General features: G+C 41.3%; 17 protein-coding genes and 1 pseudogene. 7 read left to right on the top strand and 11 right to left on the bottom strand.

What is annotated here, in order from left to right; genetic code table 11:
- Window positions 1-28: 28 nt before the first annotated feature.
- Window positions 29-6,808: a MobF family relaxase gene (gene mobF, locus ACFFRD_RS03720; protein WP_392476756.1), complete on the bottom strand. Its 6,780-nt coding sequence runs from the start codon at window positions 6,806-6,808 to the stop codon at window positions 29-31.
- A gap of 696 nt (window positions 6,809-7,504) precedes the next feature.
- Here mobF and ACFFRD_RS03715 point away from each other — a divergent pair.
- The 5 genes from ACFFRD_RS03715 to ACFFRD_RS03695 all read left to right on the top strand — a co-directional run bounded on the left by ACFFRD_RS03715 (window position 7,505) and on the right by ACFFRD_RS03695 (window position 11,096).
- Window positions 7,505-8,611: a ParM/StbA family protein gene (locus ACFFRD_RS03715; protein ID WP_375443153.1), complete on the top strand. Its 1,107-nt coding sequence runs from the start codon at window positions 7,505-7,507 to the stop codon at window positions 8,609-8,611.
- Window positions 8,612-8,641: 30 nt separating this feature from the next.
- The gene (locus ACFFRD_RS03710; RefSeq protein ID WP_392476754.1) at window positions 8,642-9,133 is read left to right on the top strand and encodes a hypothetical protein; all 492 of its coding nucleotides are present in this window, start codon (window positions 8,642-8,644) and stop codon (window positions 9,131-9,133) included.
- Between the two features lie 12 nt (window positions 9,134-9,145).
- Window positions 9,146-9,997: a hypothetical protein gene (locus ACFFRD_RS03705; protein WP_392476753.1), complete on the top strand. Its 852-nt coding sequence runs from the start codon at window positions 9,146-9,148 to the stop codon at window positions 9,995-9,997.
- On the top strand, window positions 9,913-10,431 hold the full coding sequence (locus ACFFRD_RS03700) for a hypothetical protein (protein ID WP_190965091.1): 519 nt from the start codon (window positions 9,913-9,915) through the stop codon (window positions 10,429-10,431). Before ACFFRD_RS03705 ends, ACFFRD_RS03700 begins: the two co-directional genes overlap by 85 nt.
- A gap of 263 nt (window positions 10,432-10,694) precedes the next feature.
- On the top strand, window positions 10,695-11,096 hold the full coding sequence (locus tag ACFFRD_RS03695) for a hypothetical protein (RefSeq protein WP_012412939.1): 402 nt from the start codon (window positions 10,695-10,697) through the stop codon (window positions 11,094-11,096).
- A 221-nt stretch (window positions 11,097-11,317) separates the two neighbouring features.
- On the opposite strand, the gene ACFFRD_RS03690 is transcribed toward ACFFRD_RS03695, so the two are convergent.
- Window positions 11,318-11,485, bottom strand: a complete 168-nt coding sequence (locus tag ACFFRD_RS03690) for a hypothetical protein (RefSeq protein ID WP_392476750.1) — start codon at window positions 11,483-11,485, stop codon at window positions 11,318-11,320.
- A 152-nt stretch (window positions 11,486-11,637) separates the two neighbouring features.
- Between ACFFRD_RS03690 and ACFFRD_RS03685 the strand changes: the two are divergent.
- Window positions 11,638-12,420: pseudogene (locus ACFFRD_RS03685) on the top strand (hypothetical protein); the annotation flags it as partial.
- On the opposite strand, the gene ACFFRD_RS03680 reads toward ACFFRD_RS03685, so the two are convergent.
- The 9 genes from ACFFRD_RS03680 to ACFFRD_RS03640 all read right to left on the bottom strand — a co-directional run bounded on the left by ACFFRD_RS03680 (window position 12,413) and on the right by ACFFRD_RS03640 (window position 17,134).
- Window positions 12,413-13,573: an RNA-guided endonuclease InsQ/TnpB family protein gene (locus tag ACFFRD_RS03680; protein WP_392476749.1), complete on the bottom strand. Its 1,161-nt coding sequence runs from the start codon at window positions 13,571-13,573 to the stop codon at window positions 12,413-12,415. The pseudogene ACFFRD_RS03685 and the gene ACFFRD_RS03680 overlap by 8 nt on opposite strands.
- 46 nt (window positions 13,574-13,619) lie before the next feature.
- On the bottom strand, window positions 13,620-14,009 hold the full coding sequence (locus ACFFRD_RS03675; protein ID WP_392476747.1) for a hypothetical protein: 390 nt from the start codon (window positions 14,007-14,009) through the stop codon (window positions 13,620-13,622).
- A 42-nt stretch (window positions 14,010-14,051) separates the two neighbouring features.
- Window positions 14,052-14,375 carry a hypothetical protein gene (locus tag ACFFRD_RS03670; protein ID WP_392476746.1) on the bottom strand — a complete coding sequence of 108 codons (324 nt, stop codon included), beginning with the start codon at window positions 14,373-14,375 and terminating at the stop codon, window positions 14,052-14,054.
- Window positions 14,372-14,641, bottom strand: a complete 270-nt coding sequence (locus ACFFRD_RS03665) for a hypothetical protein (RefSeq protein WP_392476744.1) — start codon at window positions 14,639-14,641, stop codon at window positions 14,372-14,374. Before ACFFRD_RS03665 ends, ACFFRD_RS03670 begins: the two co-directional genes overlap by 4 nt.
- A gap of 65 nt (window positions 14,642-14,706) precedes the next feature.
- On the bottom strand, window positions 14,707-15,468 hold the full coding sequence (locus tag ACFFRD_RS03660; RefSeq protein ID WP_392476742.1) for a hypothetical protein: 762 nt from the start codon (window positions 15,466-15,468) through the stop codon (window positions 14,707-14,709).
- Between the two features lie 44 nt (window positions 15,469-15,512).
- Window positions 15,513-15,728, bottom strand: coding sequence for a hypothetical protein (locus tag ACFFRD_RS03655; protein WP_392476740.1), 216 nt, complete (start codon window positions 15,726-15,728; stop codon window positions 15,513-15,515).
- Complete coding sequence (locus ACFFRD_RS03650; protein ID WP_392476738.1) at window positions 15,721-16,047, bottom strand: hypothetical protein; 327 nt, start codon at window positions 16,045-16,047, stop codon at window positions 15,721-15,723. The genes ACFFRD_RS03655 and ACFFRD_RS03650 overlap by 8 nt, the downstream gene beginning before the upstream one ends.
- Window positions 16,048-16,134: 87 nt before the next feature.
- Window positions 16,135-16,509 (bottom strand): hypothetical protein, encoded by a 375-nt coding sequence (locus ACFFRD_RS03645; RefSeq protein ID WP_392476736.1) that lies wholly within the window; start codon window positions 16,507-16,509, stop codon window positions 16,135-16,137.
- Window positions 16,510-16,531: 22 nt separating this feature from the next.
- Window positions 16,532-17,134 carry a hypothetical protein gene (locus ACFFRD_RS03640; protein WP_392476734.1) on the bottom strand — a complete coding sequence of 201 codons (603 nt, stop codon included), beginning with the start codon at window positions 17,132-17,134 and terminating at the stop codon, window positions 16,532-16,534.
- A gap of 246 nt (window positions 17,135-17,380) precedes the next feature.
- Here ACFFRD_RS03640 and ACFFRD_RS03635 point away from each other — a divergent pair, with 246 nt between their 5' ends.
- The gene (locus ACFFRD_RS03635; protein ID WP_094345164.1) at window positions 17,381-17,644 is read left to right on the top strand and encodes a hypothetical protein; all 264 of its coding nucleotides are present in this window, start codon (window positions 17,381-17,383) and stop codon (window positions 17,642-17,644) included.
- Window positions 17,645-17,876 lie beyond the last annotated feature (232 nt).

The following is a 17,876-nucleotide window of genomic DNA, read 5'->3' as shown; positions in this document are numbered from 1 at the left end:
TGATACCTGATAATTGATAACTGATAAGTTAGCGTCGAAACTGTAGATGCTCCCCGTTATCATCTGATTGTTGAGGGTTTATTTTCAATCTCTTCAGAATCGATGGTTTGTCATCTCTAATCAGTTGCCTAACGATGTTCATTTTCTCCTCAAAAGTCAATACTTTTGCATCAGTTGTAACACTCGTAAATAACTCGCTGACCTTTGCTCCTGTTACCTTTTCACCTTTGACATATTTTCCTACTTCCATAACTACTTCTGCCAATCTTTTAATATCTAAACCCTGAATTATTTGTTTAATGTGTAATTGAACTGACTCTTTTAATAGCTCAGTTTCTACTTCTATTGAGAGGAATTGAACATTTCCTTCTTCATAATTTTGATGATGTCCCCATTTTTTAGTCAAGTCAAGCATCTTTTGTAAAGCAGTAGTAAATTCGGTATAAGTTTGAGATTCGCTCACCCCTAACAATTCTTTCAGTTTTGAGAGCGCTAATCCAGTCTCAGAACTTGCAACAGTTTTTTGAGCAACGTAGTCAGAAATAGCATTAAGAGCTAAGTGTTCTGAAGCTCGAGTTTTTTGGGTCAAATGCCCTACTAATTCATTGTCCAGTAGTTGCTGAAACTGGTTGAATGTGTTTTTTCCTCCTTTTAGCTGCTGACTGAATTGAGAGAGTTTTTTTATTAGTCGTGGTAAAGTTTCAGTAATGATGGACTCAACTAATGACTGTTCTATATTTTGAGCAATTGATAAGATAGTTCTTTGTGAATCAAGTTGTTGTTGAATTTGAGTAATAGCTGTTTCTAAGTTTTCAAGCTTAGTTATTGTTCCCTTTAGCTGTTGGCAAGTTTGAGAGAAGTGTTCTATTAATTGTGGTAAAGTTTCAGTGAGAGCAGACTCAACAGCCGAGTATTCAATATTCTCAATAATTGCATCTATAGGTTTTTGTGAATCAAGTCGTTGTTCAATTTGAGTAATAGCTGTTTCTAAGCCGTCGAATCTGGTTTTTTCTCCTTTTAGCTGCTGGTGATATTGAGAGAATTGTTTTATTAGTTGCGGTAAAGTTTCGGTGAGGGCAGACTCAACAACCGAGTATTCGATATTTCCAATAATTGTATCTATAATTTTTTGCGAATCAAGTCGTTGTTGAATTTGAGTAATAGCTGTTTCTAAGTTTTCAAACTTAGTTATTGTTCCCTTTAGTTGTTGGCAAGTTTGAGAGAATTGTTTTATTAATTGTGGTAAAGTTCCAGTAAGGGCAGACTCAACAGCCGAGTATTCAATATCTTCAACAATTGCGTTTACGGCCCTTTGTGAAGAAAGATATTGTATTTCATGCTCAATTCTTGTAGATATTTTATCAAATGCGGGTGGAAGAGCTTTTTGCTGTTGGCAAGTTTTAGAAAGTTGTTCTATTAGCCGTGGTAAAGTTTCAGCTAGGGCAGACTCAACTAATGATTGTTCTATGTTTTCAACAGATGATAAGACAGTTTTCTTTGTTAAAAGGTGCTGCTCAAATTGAGAAATTGCTGTTTCCAGGTCGTCGAATTTAGTTACTCTTCCTGATATATGCTGGTGATGTTGAGAGAGTTGCTCTATTAGTTGTGGTAACGTTTCACTTAAAGCAGACTCTACAGCCAGCTGTTCAATATCCTCAGCAATTATATCGATAGTTTGTTGAAAATCAAGGCGTTGTGATAATGGCTCAATTGCTGTAAATATTTTGTCGAATGTGGCAATACCTTTTTTTAGCTGCTGTCTCAAAGGAGAAAATTGTTTTATTAACAGTGGTAATGTGACAGTGAGGGCAGAGGAGACAGCCGAGTATTCAACATTTTGAGTAATTGCGTCTATAGCTCTTTGTGATGAAAGTCGTTGCTCAATTTGAGTAATTACTGCTTCTAAATCGTCAAATCTACCTCTGACTCGTTTTTGCTGCTGTCTCAAGGGAGAGAGTTGTTTTATTAACAGTGGTAAAGCAATACTTAGCGTAGATTCAACGAATGACTGCTCAATATTTTCAGCAATTGCCCAAACAGTTTTTTGTGAACTTGAAAGTTCTGACTGTTGAGCAATAGCTGTTCTGTGAGCTAATTGCTGACTGCCTTGAGAGAGTTGCTCTAGCAATTGTGGCAACAAAGTTGTTAGGGTAGACTCAACTACTGACTGTTCAATAAAGTCAGAGATTGCATCCACTGTTCTTTTTGATGAAATTTGTTGCTCAATTGAAGCAATCACTGCTCCAAAGTCATCTAATATGGTTCTGGCACCTCTTAGATGCTGCTGATACCCGTACAGTTGTTCTGTTAATTGTGGTAACGTTTCAACCAAGGCATCATCAACTACTGACTGTTGAATATTCTCAGTAATTGCGTTTAGGAGTTGTTCGGTAGTTGGTCGTTCGGCGTTTCCGTTTCCATTTTGTTTAAAACTGACATCACTTGTTGCGCCGTCAATAATTGCTGAATCTTCTGGGTTAATTTCTCTTGAGAAGTTCGTTGCTCGTTGACCTCGAAGCCGACCATCTGTAGAGCTTGGGTTAATTCTTGCACTAATGGCTCCAAGTTCGAGGACTTCTTGGCATTCAATGTCTCGGCTAACTGCTGCAAGAAGTTCGAGTGACTCGCGCTCATTTCGATTAGGTTCTCGGCTTGGCTCGTTTCTAAGAACTCGATTTTCTGGGTCAATTGCTGGCTGTTGGTTTGTAACTGCTCGATTTTTTGGGTCAATTGCTCTATCTTCTCGGTTAGGAACTGTATCTGAGTTAGGTTGTTGTCGTTGGTTAAAGTCATGGGTTTGTACCTGTGGTTTATTTTGTAAAAGATAGGGAACAGGCAATGGGGAACAGGCAACAGTTTTTTCTATTTCCTCTTCCCTGTGTGTTGGTAAGAGATCCAATTTGTCATTCCCTGTTACCCGTTCCCTATTGCCTGTTCCCTCAAGTTGTATAGAACGTTGTTCTGGTATCGGCTTACGCAAAGGTGGAAAAGCCGCAGTCTTTGAATGCTGATTCTGCTGTTGCCAGTCCCGAAAGGTTGGAGCAAGATGACTCAATTTCTCGTAAGCTTGTGGCCCATTTGCGAAGATGAAATCATCAACACCTTTGTCTGGGCCTGGCAAGTTGATGACTTTTACTCTTGCTCCAGCTTTTTGTAACAATCTTCCAGTTACGGAAATATCTCGTTCGATATGGAGTTTTGTTTCGGGCTTGGTTTCGTAGTCAAAGCAGAACTTGAAAACTCTCCCTTGTGTGGCGAAAACGGCTAACTCTTCATGAAGATAGGACTTACCGATTTTTTTGCCAAACTCGTCTTTTGGAGAGCGATATCCTGCTGAAATTCCAGGTAGCCCAATGGTAGCGTGACCCTGACTCAACAGGCTGGCCGCTTTTTTGGCTCCCTCTGCGATCGCACACGGTAAATTATATTTCCATACACAGTACCAAAATCCCGATTTGCGCTCCTGCTGGGTGGGGTTAACTTTATGTTTGGAGTAAATGCGTTCGGCAATATCGTCAGGGACATCTAGCAAGAAGATACTTAATTCAACTTTTGGGGGATGCTCATATTTAATGAATTTCCCTTCAATTACCTGGTTCTCCTCATCTTTTTTTGGTCTGGGTGTATTCGGCTTGTAACATCCCCATCTTTTGCTCAAAGGTTTATCACCTGGTGTCAAATCAGCAAATGAACGCGCATCAACTCCAGCATCACACCACCAACCGCCAGCATCAAGATGAGAATATGCCCTTATAAAACCATCTGTTAGCCGTCCTGTATTTGTTCGATTCAGCTTTTCACTAACCATGAGTCTTTCCCAAGCCTCATGCTCACCACCTGCATAGTTGAACTGAAGGCTTTCAAAGTTTAGCGCTGCAATTTCTGGGTGAATGACACTTGATTCAAACTCTTGCCAGTGTTTTGTTTCAATAAAATTAGGTACTTCTTCTTGCTTTTGAGGTATCCAAAATGCTTCTGTTGGAGCAGCAGTCTTTAATACTGGTTTCTCAAAAGCAGGAGACTTTCTATCATCTCTACGTTTCTCTTTGAGAGTGGGTTTGGCAACAGTTTCTAAACTCGTTGTAACTAATGGGGCTGGCTGACTAACTGACTGACTAACTGGCAAGGAGACTTGTTCTGTGACTAACGGTTGAGCTTTCAGTACAGGCTCTGCTATTGCAACTTCAAGTTTTACTACCGGCTGATTAGCTCTTGGACTGACTGAGGCAGTTTTCGCCTGAATTCGTTCCGCTTTTAAGGAATTCATCAGCAATTCTAAGGCGTTATCTTTGGCTTTAGACTCTTGCGCCAGTTCCAGCAATTCTGATTTGTCTTTAGTATAAAGTTTGACGTTATGCCTAGCTCGACTAATCGCTACATAAAAACTTTCTTGCCCAATGGTGTGATCTGCCGCAATCAAGGCTAGGTCAGTGGTTTTACCTTGGCTACTATAGATTGTGCTGACAAGGGCATAGTCCAGGTTTTGCGCCTGTTTTAGGTTAATAGTTTCAGTTCGATTGCTATCTAAATACTGAATTTGGGCGGAATCTCCCTCAATCGCCGTGACTATAAACTCTTGTCCATTTCGCCTTTGTAATTGGCGGTCATTTTTCTTCCATTGCAAGCGATCGCCAACCGCAATCTCAATTTGCTCGCGTTGGTAAACAGCTTTGTCAAAATTGGCATCTACTTCTAACTGCTTTCCATCATCTGCTTTCAAAATTAATCGGTCGATGTTCTTGCCCACGACTTCATACAGCAAAGCTTTTTCTAAACCCCGGCGTTTGTAGTTGCGCGTTGGCATTACGACATTACCTAGTTCAAAGTTATGGGTATAGCGCAGCTGCACTTTGGTCAGGTTTAAAGCTTGCAACTGGGTAATGTTTGCAGTTGCCCCTAAACTTCCTTCAATTTTTAGCTTGCCTCGGATTGCCTGGGTAAGTGCCAACTTCTCTACATTTGTGCCAGCCAGTACCAATGTTCGCGCTCGTTGCTCTTTCCCTAATCCTATATAGTCAGCAGCAATTATTTCTCTTATAGTATCGGGTGATACCTCTTGAATACTGCCTATTGTCTCTAGTTGCTTAAATCCCGCTTCTACTCTCCCGTCTGCAATTAGGTCTACTGCTATCTTGAGATCCGGGTTACGCTGCCTATTTGATTGGTTTAAGTGCGCGGTCTTGATGCCAGCTTGTTGCAAGGATTTGAATGGGCTTCCAGCTTCGACAGCCGATAATTGCTTGGTATCGCCAACTAGTAATAGTCTTGCTCCCTCAAGGGTCGCTCTTTCTAATAGGGCATGAGCATCTTTGGCACTAAGTAAACCTGCCTCATCCACAATCCAAATTTGATTTAATTCAAGTCGGGGTGCTGGCTCAGACACCAATAAACTGGCTACAGTCTCGCCTTGTATGCCTAGCTCTTCACTTAATACCTTAGCCGCCATCGATGAAGGGGCAAAAGCTTTGACTGTATAGCCCTGAGCGAGTGCGATCGCTTTTAATTCCTTGAGGGCAAAAGTTTTTCCAGCACCAGCTACCCCCTGCCATGCAACAAATTGGTCTTGGGTAAGGGCAGCTAATTCTACGGCTTGGCGCTGTCCGGCATTGAGCAAGCTTTTCTCCAACAGGCTTTCAACTACTTCTCTATTAGTTATTGGGACTACTTTTCCAACACCTTGCTGCATCAACTCAATCGTCGCCAACTCCCGTCTCACCGATGTCATCGTCGTAAATTGGTCGGTCAATCCTGGTAGAGCGATTAACTCCTGATGCTCTCTAATCAGGGCTGCCGTTGCTGTTACATCCGTAGCTAAACGTGACTCTAGGATGAATTTTTCTAAATCCTCTTGTCTAAAAGCGACATTTCTCTCACTGCAATGTGCGATCGCATCATCTAGGGCATCAATCAGACTTTTTTGCTCAACCACAAGAGGAACCTGTTCTTTTCTTGGTTTTCCTGGCTTGACAAACCTAATCCCTAACGCCGCAGCTTCTGACTTCCACAATGCAACTAATTCTGATTCTGGTAGTTTCTGCTTGCGCTGGCGGGTATTATCCCAGATTTTCTCACGTTCGGCCCAAGTTGAATTAGCACCAGATGAGGCGAGTATTTGCTGTCGGCGTTGAGAAAATGCCTCTAAATCCTCGAATTTAAAGCCTTTTATATCAAATTGCCCATGTTTGCTCTTTTCTATCTCGTAGCCAAGCTTCTGCACCTCACGCGCCAGAGAGCTTTGGTATGCCATCCCCAAGAATTTTTTATTGGCGAATATCTCGTTATTACCCAAACTCAACCACCTACCATCTGGAGTTTGGGTCATGTTCATCAGCAAACAATGGGTGTGCAGATGTGGGTCTAAATCCCGACTTTCGATGTGATCGAACTGCGCGACGACCAAGTTACCAGTCTTAACTCTATGTCTGCCGCTCTTATCTGTGACTCTGGTATAGGCATAACGCTGCTCTATTAGCTCCAGAGTTTCTTTTAGCGCCTGATGATGGGCATCGATTAACCGTGTATCCCCACCCACCAATGCCATCAAGCTCACACTTTTGGGCGCTGAAAATGTACAGTCTAATGCGGCTCTGCGTTCGTCGGGCTTCAAGACCCTGGCATTTAATTGCTCACGACCCTGGGGTGAACGCCCTGAGATCACATTTGTAAAAGCTTCTTCATCATCGATTGCCCCTGATAACCCAAGTTTCTCAGCACCTAGTCCACTCCAGCGCGACTTGCCGTGGTGATAGTAGTTTTTGACGAAGTACTTCACCGCCATCTCTGAGGAAACGTTAGCTGCTGTTAGCATTTCATCTCAACTCCATTTATAAGTTGAGAGCTACATATCCCCAAGAAACTCTGTGTATTTCCTCTGATGGCTAAATAATCACTATTCCAATCACTGTTGTGGTCATTGTTCATCACCAACATCAAACAAAATTTTGTTCGATGCCGAGTGAAGAAATTTTGGTAAAACTTTGACGACAACAATTTTTTTATTTTCTAACTCTGATGATATTAAATATAGCCTATTATTCGGAAAACTTTCCGCCAAATATGGCGTACTGTGCGTCAGAAAAAGATGGATTCCAAGGCTTGTGCCCTCTAAAGCATATTTCAAATTAGTAGGAGAACATGGGAATAAATTGGGTGACTTCCGAGAACTTCCGGGAACTTCCGGGAACTATTGGGTTTTATTAAGCTAATGATAATTGCTTATTAGATGATGTTTAATATGTAATAACATCAGCGATGAATTTGAATTTGTGGAGTGGGACATTGGGATAAATTGGGAAAAATTGATGAGAATTAGTGAGGATTGGTGAGGATTGGAAACTTAGGCGATTTTACGTAATATGCACAAATCAGTGAAATAAAAGTGCAATTGTAATGTTTCATAACTTTTATTTACAAAAGCTGAAATCATTACGGTATATGCGCTTTAGCCTTTTAGGAATAATTCTTGATAAAGAGTGAAAAATAGGGGAAATTTTTTGTGGATTTAATGTTGAGCCTTGATCCAGGAACTTCAATGACGAAGATGGTTTATCGTGTTTCCTTGGAGATGTCTTCTAAACCAGAATTGCTGTGTATGGAGCCAGAGTTAGTTAAGATTTCTAGAGACTCGCTCTCTTTATATGAGTCTGGGCAAATTAATCGGCCGAATCCAGAGAATGAGGCTTGGATAGAGTACAACGGAGAGTATTATGCGGTTGGGTTTTTGGCCCAAAAGTATTTTGAAGCGCGAATCAATTTTTTAGAACTCAAGTATGAGAACGCGATTCCAAAAACTTTGGCAGCAGTGGGGGCAATAGCGATCAGAGAAGGATTGAAGTCCAACCTTGATTTATCGTTGGGGCTGCTGTTGCCTTATGGGGAGTGGGAAGACAGGGAAAGATTGGAGATGGGTTTAACCAAGGCACTGTCTAGCTTTAGCTTTCGAGGTCAACAATTTTGTGTAAATCTGATCAGCTTTCAGTGTTTGCCGGAGGGTGGGGGACTGGTATTGACGCGAAGTAAAAAACTCGGCACAGACTTTAATAAAGTGAACATTGCTGTGGTGATGCTGGGTTTTCGGGATATATCAGCCGTAATCTTTGAGCGGGGTATATCAACTGGAAAAACAGAAGGTTTGGGTTTAGCCTGGATGCTGGAAAGAATCAAAAGCCGAACATCAGGACAGAACTTACATGATTTGTTAAAGGCTGTTCATCTATCAGGTTCAGCGTTAAAACCGAGATACTTTAACACCTTGGCTCGGAGTAAGAATGCTGAGTTTAAAGCTGAGGAAGTAGCACAAATTGTTGAAGTAGCGGAGTTGTCTCGGAAAGAATACTGGAATAAAGTATCTATTTGGCTGAGTATGAATATTCCTGTTGATATTCAGCAAGTAATTATTGGTGGGGGAACATCGGAATATTTAGTTGCTGAGTTGAAAAACTTATTTACTTATACCGAGATTTCATGGGCGGCAGAATTAGAAGAGGATGTGCGCTTGGCTTTTAACCTGCCGATAAAAAAAGATGCGTTGTGCTTACGTTTCACGGATGTATACGGATTATTCCGTTATCAAAACGCTACATCAGCTATTTCAAACCATCGTGCGTCCTAGTAATTTGCTCGTTTTAAAGGAATATTAGCAATGTTTTCAGATGTTGAGTTTCGCTTACGAAGTAGAGTTAAGACTGATAGCTCCGAAGCAATGCTGTTTAAGTATTTAAACTCCAGAAATACTCTTTATCCTGCGAAAGATATGGTGATAATTGCTATTAGCAGCTATTGGCTTCCTTTAGCCTATCAAGCCCAAGAGCAACCCGTAGATTTAGAACCACACATTCGTGCTTGTCTTTACCGCCTTCAACTTCACTCTTCATATCTGATGGGACTGCTGGGAGAAATCCCGTCTCAGGCAGCCACGATGATTGCAGTAGACAGAAATTCACTTTCATCACTTTCCCTTCCATCCAATATTCCCCCAACAGAACCATCTAAGATTCCCCCAACAGAAGAAAGACATTCATCACTTTCCCTTCCATCCAATATTCCCCCAATAGAACCATCTAAGATTCCCCCAACAGAAGAAAGACAGTTAAAAGTTGACTGGTTAAATCCTTTTTCAACTTTATCTAAATAGGAATTCATGATTATGTATCAACCACAAGAACTTTTTAACAACCTCTCACCATCCGAAATTAGCCGGACTTTACGCTTGAGTGGGATACCTGAAAAAGAGTCATATACCGAGAATGATGCAGACAGGTTTCGTGAATGTCGCACTTTAATTGAGCAGGGTGGAACTGACGAGGAAGTAATGGCTCTATTATCTCCAGTTGTTGACAATGCACTGTCAGAAACTCAGGGCAATTCCTCGTCGTCAACGAAAAATGGGGGGAAAAAACAAGGGAAGAAAGCCCAATTACCATTAGATATCACTGAATTACTAGTTATTGCTCGTGAAAGAGGCTATAAAATCGCACTTTCTCAGGCTTTATTAATTCTCCAAGTCTGCGGACTATCTGAGCAAGATGAGTATAGCCCAGATGAGTGCGAACGCTTTCTTGAAACCTACAAATCAATAAAAGAGCAAAACAAATCCTTTGAAGAAGTTGCAGCCAGCTTAACAACTCTAGGTAAAAGCGAAAATTCTCAACAATTAAAATTAGATGCAGTGATTGAGAATGTTAGTGAAAAAGCTGTAGCGGCAAGAGAAGATTTATCTAGCTTGATTGATAAAATTACTGCTGCTCAGGCTGAAGAAGCCCCAGAGTTAGTTCAATCACTTTACCTTAAAAATGTTGCACTGAAATTACAACAGAGCGATTCTGAAAATAACCTCTTCGCTCAATTAGAAGAAAGAATCATGGCGAGAATCGCCGAAAAAAAGCAGCAGAGGCTACAGTTATCTGGAGTGACTTGGGAGACGACACCCTTACCATCTTCTTCGCCCACGCCGATGCTGTCGCCCAACGCATTAGAGAATGGAACGAATACCGATTAAAACAAGAAATTGCAGCCAAAGAACGCACTATTGATATTCAAGTCGAAAAAGCCTCTGATGCTAAAGCCAATAAATTAGCTGCCCACAAGCTGGAAAAAATACAGGCATGGAACGAAGCACAACTAGAACGTCAAAAACTTCGTCAAAAACGCTTTGAACAGTTCAAAGGACTTGTTTTTTGGCTCGGTGGTTGGGTCGGTTCTGGCCGCTCTGGTATTTTCTTTTTTGGCTCTGCCATGTTAGCTTCTGCGACTTTTGCAGGAGTAACAATCATTAATCTGCCAACAAATCTTTCCTGTCCTGATCCCAAAAGTCCCTGTTATCTGGTATATCAAATGCGATTTAACAATAAAAGTGTGATTCTTCCACAACAGACCAAGGATATTATTGCTGAGTATGAGCGCAATAAGAGTAAACCTAAACGGCGCAGATAATTAAGTTTTGGGGAAAGAGAAACTGTCTGTTTTAGTTTTCCCTATCTTTGGAACAGCATCGAATGGCATGAAGACTCATGTGAAATATCGTCAGGGCAGGGTGTTGGGTGTAGTGTTAATAAAAATTGAATTTTAGTGCGCTAGACAAAACCAAGTTGTTCCTAATTCCCTACACCCCAAAACCAGTAATACCAAGGGTTAACGAACGCTTAACAAGCGTGCCATTCGGAACAGCATCAATAGTTTGATAAAGGGATGAAGTTATGAACGAACTAAAAGAAATTAAACTTTGGGATGATTGGGACGATATTAATTTATCTACTCCAGAACGTCGCATTGAACGCTTAGAAATTCTGCTGTGCCAAAAAGTACATAAAGGCGAAGATATCTCTCAATGTCTGCAAGTTTTGGAGTACTTGAAAAATTGTACGACTCACCAGAAGTTGGAGTCTGTTTTCTTTAAGCGAGTTCAGCCTCAACTGACTTTCAACTGCTGGCAAATAATTGGTCAGGCTACTTTAATCTCAATAGTCGCTATTTCTTGCTGTTTTGCCATATATAAAATAGCTACTTCACCAATATCTAATAATTCTTCGTCGGAATTATCTCTTGGCAAAGAATTATCAAAAAACACCCCACCACACAGTAAAAAACATCATAGATAAACACAATGACAGGGCGGTATATTTATTTACTGCACTGCGATTACTAACTATGATACTCCATCAGCAATCTCTAAAATCTTTTAAGTCAACGGAGTAAAAAGGCAGTTTTTGAATATTTACTTTCATACCAAGGTGAGGCGATCGCTTTTTTTTCACATATTCAGTTCAAATCACTGCATTTGATAGATAAAAACTTTTTTTACAGCGTAACCTGTCCTACTTTAATAAGAAGTGTTTTTATCAAAAGGCAAGCTCTCTTCCGGCTCAAAGTTCCGCAGGTCTTGCTCCATCTGCTGCCGACGTTGAGCGTAGGTTCTGCTGTCTTCAATCCTTTCTTTCATCCGTTCTTCACCAAAGTTAATACCCTGTTCTGCGTGTTTAGCAGACACTTTGTTGTAATCATCAACCTCGATTTTCTTGCGCCACTCAAGCTGTTCCAGCGCACTTTCACTGATGCCAATTTTACGAGCGTATTCTACATATTCAGGTCTAAGCGAACCGTCAGGGTTAAACTCCCTTTTTTCTTGTTCACTGAAGAAATCGTATCTATGACAAAGTAACCTTAAGAGAATCCCAAGCAGATAAAAGCTATCGTGTAATTCAGCATCGATTTGGTTGGGTGGATGGAGTTGGAGAAGATACTACTAAATACCGTTTTGGGAAAGGAACACTCCGACCATACAGACTGGATAGGATAAAATATGCAAATCCAAATAACAAACCAAAAATAGACGTAATTCTCCCTGTGAGCAGTTTTAAGGGAACAGACAAGGATAGACCTAAAGGGCCTACTAAACCTCAAATTCAACCAGGATTATATCAGCAAAATATTTGGTTAGCCGAAAAAGGGCAATCTCAACGAGGACAGATGTCTATCTCCCAACTGCTGGCATCTTTCCCCCAAGGAATTAAAGATTTTGCCGAAGAACTAGAGGTACAAGCTCAAAGATTAGCCTCTATTGAAGATGACCCAAGAATTGTTGCTGCTTACTATTGTGAAAGATATGAAAAGCGTAAAGAGTCATTGAGCCAAAATAGATTAAAAATATCAGATATTATCAATCAAGAAACAGATGTTAAAAACTTAGGGACAAATGATGACTTAGATGCAGATGAGGAATTAGATGACGAAAGTACTAAAGATGACTTGTTCATGTACAAGCTTATCAAAGCTGACTTGTTGGGTCATCAGCAGTTATTAGAAACAGAGAAAGTAAAGCAGGAGTTGAGCCGTTTTGTTCAAAGTGAGTGGCGAGATATTGCCATTGGGAAAACGCTTACTTTTGACCGAGGAATGATTATCCGATCCGAAAATGCTAACAATTGCTAACACTTTCTTCCTGCTTCATCCTGAAAGCGTCGGCGCTTCCCAGTCCACAGGCTGACACGACCGATCTGGCCGCCTTTTCCAAATTAATTGACGCATTCAAATCGCGGTCACATTCAAAACCGCATCTGCATTTGAATATACGCTCTTTGAGTGTGAGTGATTCTTTCTTAGTTCCACAACAAGAGCAGGTTTTACTACTAGGATAAAACCTATTTACCACTACTAACTCACTGCCATACAGTTGAGCCTTATACTCAAGCTGCTTACGGAACTCGTAAAAGCTCATATCCGCAATCGCCTTAGCTAGTTTGCCGTTAGCCAACATCCCACGCACGTTTAAATCCTCAATCCCGATAACAGCGTGGTTTTTACTGATGTAGGTCGTGATTTTGTGCAATGTATCTTTGCGAATGTTGGCTATTTTACGATGCAATCTAGCCACTTTTAATTGAGCTTTTCTATAGTTATTCGAGCCTACTTGCTTGCGACGATTCAGCCATTGCATACGAGACAACTTTTGCTCATATTTCTTGTAACTTTTTGCGCCTTCAAATACTTCACCAGTTGATAATATAGCTAAATGGTTAACACCAAGGTCTACGCCTACAAACTCCACAGCTTTAGGAGTAGGAGTCGGTTCTACTTCAAATCTGAAGGAAATAAACCACCTGTCAGCTTGTCTGCTAATTGTAACTGACTTAGGTTGAACTTGAGGTAATCGCTCATAGGTTTTTAAAATTCCAATTTTAGGAACTTGAATTTTGTGATTACCTAAAATATTGAATGTTCCCTCTAAAGTAAAACTATCATGCTTACCCTTCTTTTTGAATTTAGGACGGAGTGAGATTTTCTTGAAACATCTATCCCAAGCAATTTTTAATGCCATTAGTGATTGTTGGGGTGTTGATTTAGAGCATTCATAATACCAAGGATTTTCTTTCTTGACTAATGCTACTAACCATTTACACAAATCAAAATAACTAGGAAACTTAATCTTCTCTGCCGGGTTAGCTTTGTTGTGATCTAATATTTGCTTGGTCAAAGCTAACCCCCAATTCCAAGCGTGTCTTGCTACTCCGCAATGCTTTAAAAATGCTGTAAGCTGCTTGTTATTTAATTTCAATTCAGTTTTAAAGCCTAGCAGCATCTATCTAATCTCCGTAACTACTTAGTTATGCTATTTGCGAAGTTGATTACCCAACTAAATACCGAACAACTTGCGGATCTATTGCAGCAATCCGCTTTTTGATTGATTGTGGAGGATTCTTGAAAAACCGTTTTAAGTCCCGACTCTTGACTAAATAATTTCTAGCAGAACGTCGCATGGCTTTAAGCCAACCTAGTCTTACCCATCTAGCAACAGTAGAAGAGTTCAATGAAAGGGCTTGAGCAATTTGGTTACAACTATAATTGTCCAAAGTGGGACGTGCAGAATAACCCAAGGAGTACAGCTTTTTATGAACAGCTAATGTTGTGCGGTGATAGCCTCGGATTCTGAGCCTATACGCTATCTGCTTGGGTATATATGCCTCAGACATTTCTACGAGTATTTCTAATTCTTCAGGAGTCCATTTTCGCTTCATTTCTTATTCCTCTTATGACTAAATAAGCTAAACAAATATTATTTATTGGTGTTTTTCTAGCCGCTTGTATTCGTCCCAATTTCTGGGGTTGTGAGGTGATGAGTTTGTTTCTGTAAACTCCCAGTTTTGAGAACTGATATCAAATAACTCAATTGCAGCATCAAACCCGCATTGTAAAAACCTGGTGTATGATTCTTCAGACCATAGAATTGATTCAACAAGTGCAGTCAAAAGCTTGAGATTAGTTTCAGTTGCCGCTCCTTCTCTTTGGAGCCAATCGATTGTTTCAAGTAGTTGTTTTTTAGAAGATGCCGCAGTAGATGGTGGTAGTGCAGCGATGGGCATAGAACCTGTTAGTTGTTTCATAAATCCTCAAATTCCCCAACACCCGAATCAGTTGCCACCTTCTTTTGAGATTTGGCTTTACTGATTTGAAATTCCGACGCTTTAATTACTGGCATTGCAGCAACTTTGACTGCTGCTTTAGCTTGGTGGTAAAGGAATTGAACTACGCCCGAAGCATCTTCTTCATCTTCCACTTGTGCCCAGAAAGAGCAGCCTACTTCAAGAGATTCATAGCTGCCTAAATTGAACTTTCTAGAATAACTAATTGAGACAGTACCGATTTTCATGGAGTGATTTTGTTGCTAATTGATATAGTGGCGACTCTTGAGCGAATCGCCTTTATAATTCTTAATTACCGTTTCTTACCTTGTGGTAATACTTGCTGATTTTGAGCTTGTAGAGATGCTCTTGCCTCTGCTTCCGAAACAGCCGGTAATGCAGGCGCGGTAACAATCGCGTTTGATGCCCAGCGTTCGTAAGTCTCGTTAGTCACCCATTGCAGTGTTGCCCCTGACTCTGCACCAGAGCGAATCATCTCGGCGGCTTCGAGTGCGTCATGCTCAAAATCAGATTGTGGGTTACGGTACGACCATTGAATGAACCAATACGTTCCCAACGCTCCATCTACCTTCTGAAACTCGGCACAGAAGATGTAGTTTTTGAGGACAGATGCGATCGCACCATAGCAAAACTCTTTGGCATCTCCCGGCATCCCTTCCTCACACCATTGTTGGAAAGCACGATGAGCAAAGTGGTTGTACAGTCCGGCGAAACTGTCTTTACTGCGTCTGTGCATCAAGAAAGAAAGCAGCATGGACGCTGGCCCTTTAAACTGGTCTTTTAACCCACCAGTCACCGGAATCACCCACAATTCGGTAAATGGTTCGTTGGTGAAGTTCTCGTTGATTGTGAGTAAACGGTCAGGGCGAGAAATAGCGATCGCAAAGTCTGCCTTACTTCCCTTAAGATATCCCCCCGCTTGTGCTTCTAAAATCGTCAGCTTTGGAGGGCAATCAAGAAGGAATTGACCGTACTCTTTAGCGCAATTGGCTTGCAGTTTAGGTTGGCTAGGTGGGATGAGAAAAACGCTGTTGTTGATTTTGATAGTTTCCATGTGTGCAAAGTGATGGCTGTGTTTGTTTGAATGAGTTAATGGGCTTAGTTCGTCGGCAATTTGTCAGAATCTTGTGTAATTGTCAGCAAAAAACCGTGTTTGGTATTCTGCACTCGTACTAGTTCTCTATCGAGTAATGATTGGATTACTGTTCGTGAGAAATTAATGCTGTGTAAAGGAGCAGAACCACCATAGCGACGCAAGAAAAGTAGCAAGCTAGCAGCCGTGAGGTCAGAGCAGTTTTTGGGCAGTTTAACCATTAGCTGCACCTCTAGGAATTGCTTTTAATTCGTACTTAAGCAGTTCAAGTTGGTGTAGACATTTTTCTATTTCAGCCTGAATCTCTGCTCTCAATTCTTGCGGTGTCAGTAATTTAATCTCGTTCTCTAAGTGATTTCCTTCATCAATGGAATTGATGTCAGGCATGACTACATAACGCCAGCCTTCGCCATATTCGTATGCTAAAAGACTATCGTTTAGGTAATACTTGATACCGATGATAATTCCCTGCTCTGTACGTTGTCCTAAAGTAAAACGAGGGTATTTCCAACCGTGTGGAATTGTTATTGTTGGTTGCATTGTTCTAATTGGTGAATAGTTAGGGAGAATTCAGGAGTCAGAAAATACTGAATTCTGACTTCTGGCTCCTGACTCCTGAGTTGTGGTTTACGCTGCAACAGTCTTGTCAATACTTGTAGTTGTGAGAAAATTTTCTAGTGCGATTACTGCATTCAATGGCTGGGTATAACGAATCTCATCCACCTCGTTTGACCAATGGGTTATATGTTGAAAAACCAAACCGAGCATTGAGCCAGCTTTGTAGACGCGGTAATACTTGGGACAAGCACCATTGCAATACACCAGCTTGTAAACAGAAATTTCTATGACTTCTGCATTTGCATCTGTTGGTGGCAGAAGTATCTTTTCGCAGTGTTCGTCCCAATCGGGTGTTTTAACTGAGGGCGTAGTTGTTACGACGTGTGCCATGATTAAGCCATTTCGTGGTGAAGTAGCGAGCGATTGCACTTGTTTTGGTTGCAATCGCCTTTTCTAGATTCGGTATTTACGCTGCTACTGCTTGCCTGACTCCGAGTGATGCGATGGCAGCATCAATACTGTCAGATGTGTGGCTACTGCCCAGTTGAGTACGTCGGCTGTACCATTGATTTGCTCTGTTGTACCCGACGAAGCCAACACGGTGGCGATTCAGATATAGAGTTGTGCTGAAGGAAAGCCAGTCAATCTGTCCGTAAGTTAAATCGAATTTGATGCAAGCTTTTTCCAATTCATCGCTCAGACGTTCATTGCGTTCTAGAGGTGTTTCTGGCAGGGTCGCTTTAACCTCTGCAACTCTTTTTGCGAACCAGTCCCGGTCAAAGGGCAAGCAGCTACCGTTTACGAACCGCACCCATACGGTGATTCCGCCTTCGATCCAGATTGTACGGACGGATTCGGGTTCCACTTCGATAATCTCGCCAATAATCCGACGATCACGAGCAGTTAGGGGGTCTTGGGTTGGGGTTACAGCTTCGACTTGGGTTTCCAGGTGGCTGTACAGTTCTGCTTGGGCTAGGGCTTGCTCATCTCTGCAAGGGGCATCAGCAATTAGTATTTGATTTAGCTTGAAGCTTGAGGGTGCTTGCTGTGTATAGGTTGAATGCGTCATAATTATATTCCTGACTCATGTTTTGGGTTAGGTTTTCACAAAGGGCGATCGCTAGTTTTCCAGACAGGGTGATCGTCTTTTGTTTGTATCTCATGAATCTAATATACTATTTTGGCTAGCCACTGTCAAGACACAATCTAGCCAATTAACTGATCTACATAGGCTTTAGACATTAGTAGAAGTTATAGCCACTGGCTAGACCGTGCTTTATAGTGTAAATAGTTGTTTAAATTCAAAGAAGAAAAGATGGCAGACGAAAGAAAGCTTTCTACTAGGAAGCGTGGCGCTCAGATGAATGTAAGGCTTGATGAGAGCTTGTACGTTGAGTATAAGGAGTTGCTAGAAAAAGAAGGAACAAGTATGACTGAAGATATAGAAAGCTACATTAGAGGTAGACTCGGTAGAGAAGAGAGTGAAACTAATGTTGTTGATATCAGGCAAGTTATAGAAAGACAACAACAAGAGATAGCGGAGATTAAAGCAGAACTGGGAAAATTAAGGGCGGGCTAGCCGCAGAAAATCAACAACTCAAGAGTCAGCTAGAACACATGCTAGCCAGCGCCAAAAATCTCATAAATCTAGCAACAAACTCGCCTCCTATAGAACAATAGGGGGCGAAGCTTTTAAAGGGTGGTGATATCTGTCTAGCCCAGTTGCTTTTGTGGCTAGCCTAATGCTAGACTCAAAGCAATTATGCTAACAAATTCAAACCCCCAGCGATTGTTTTCGAGGCAGGCGCTGA

The organism is Nostoc sp. C110, assembly GCF_043099725.1.
Lineage (GTDB): Bacteria > Cyanobacteriota > Cyanobacteriia > Cyanobacteriales > Nostocaceae > Nostoc > Nostoc muscorum_A.
This window is presented reverse-complemented; position numbering and strand designations above follow the sequence as displayed.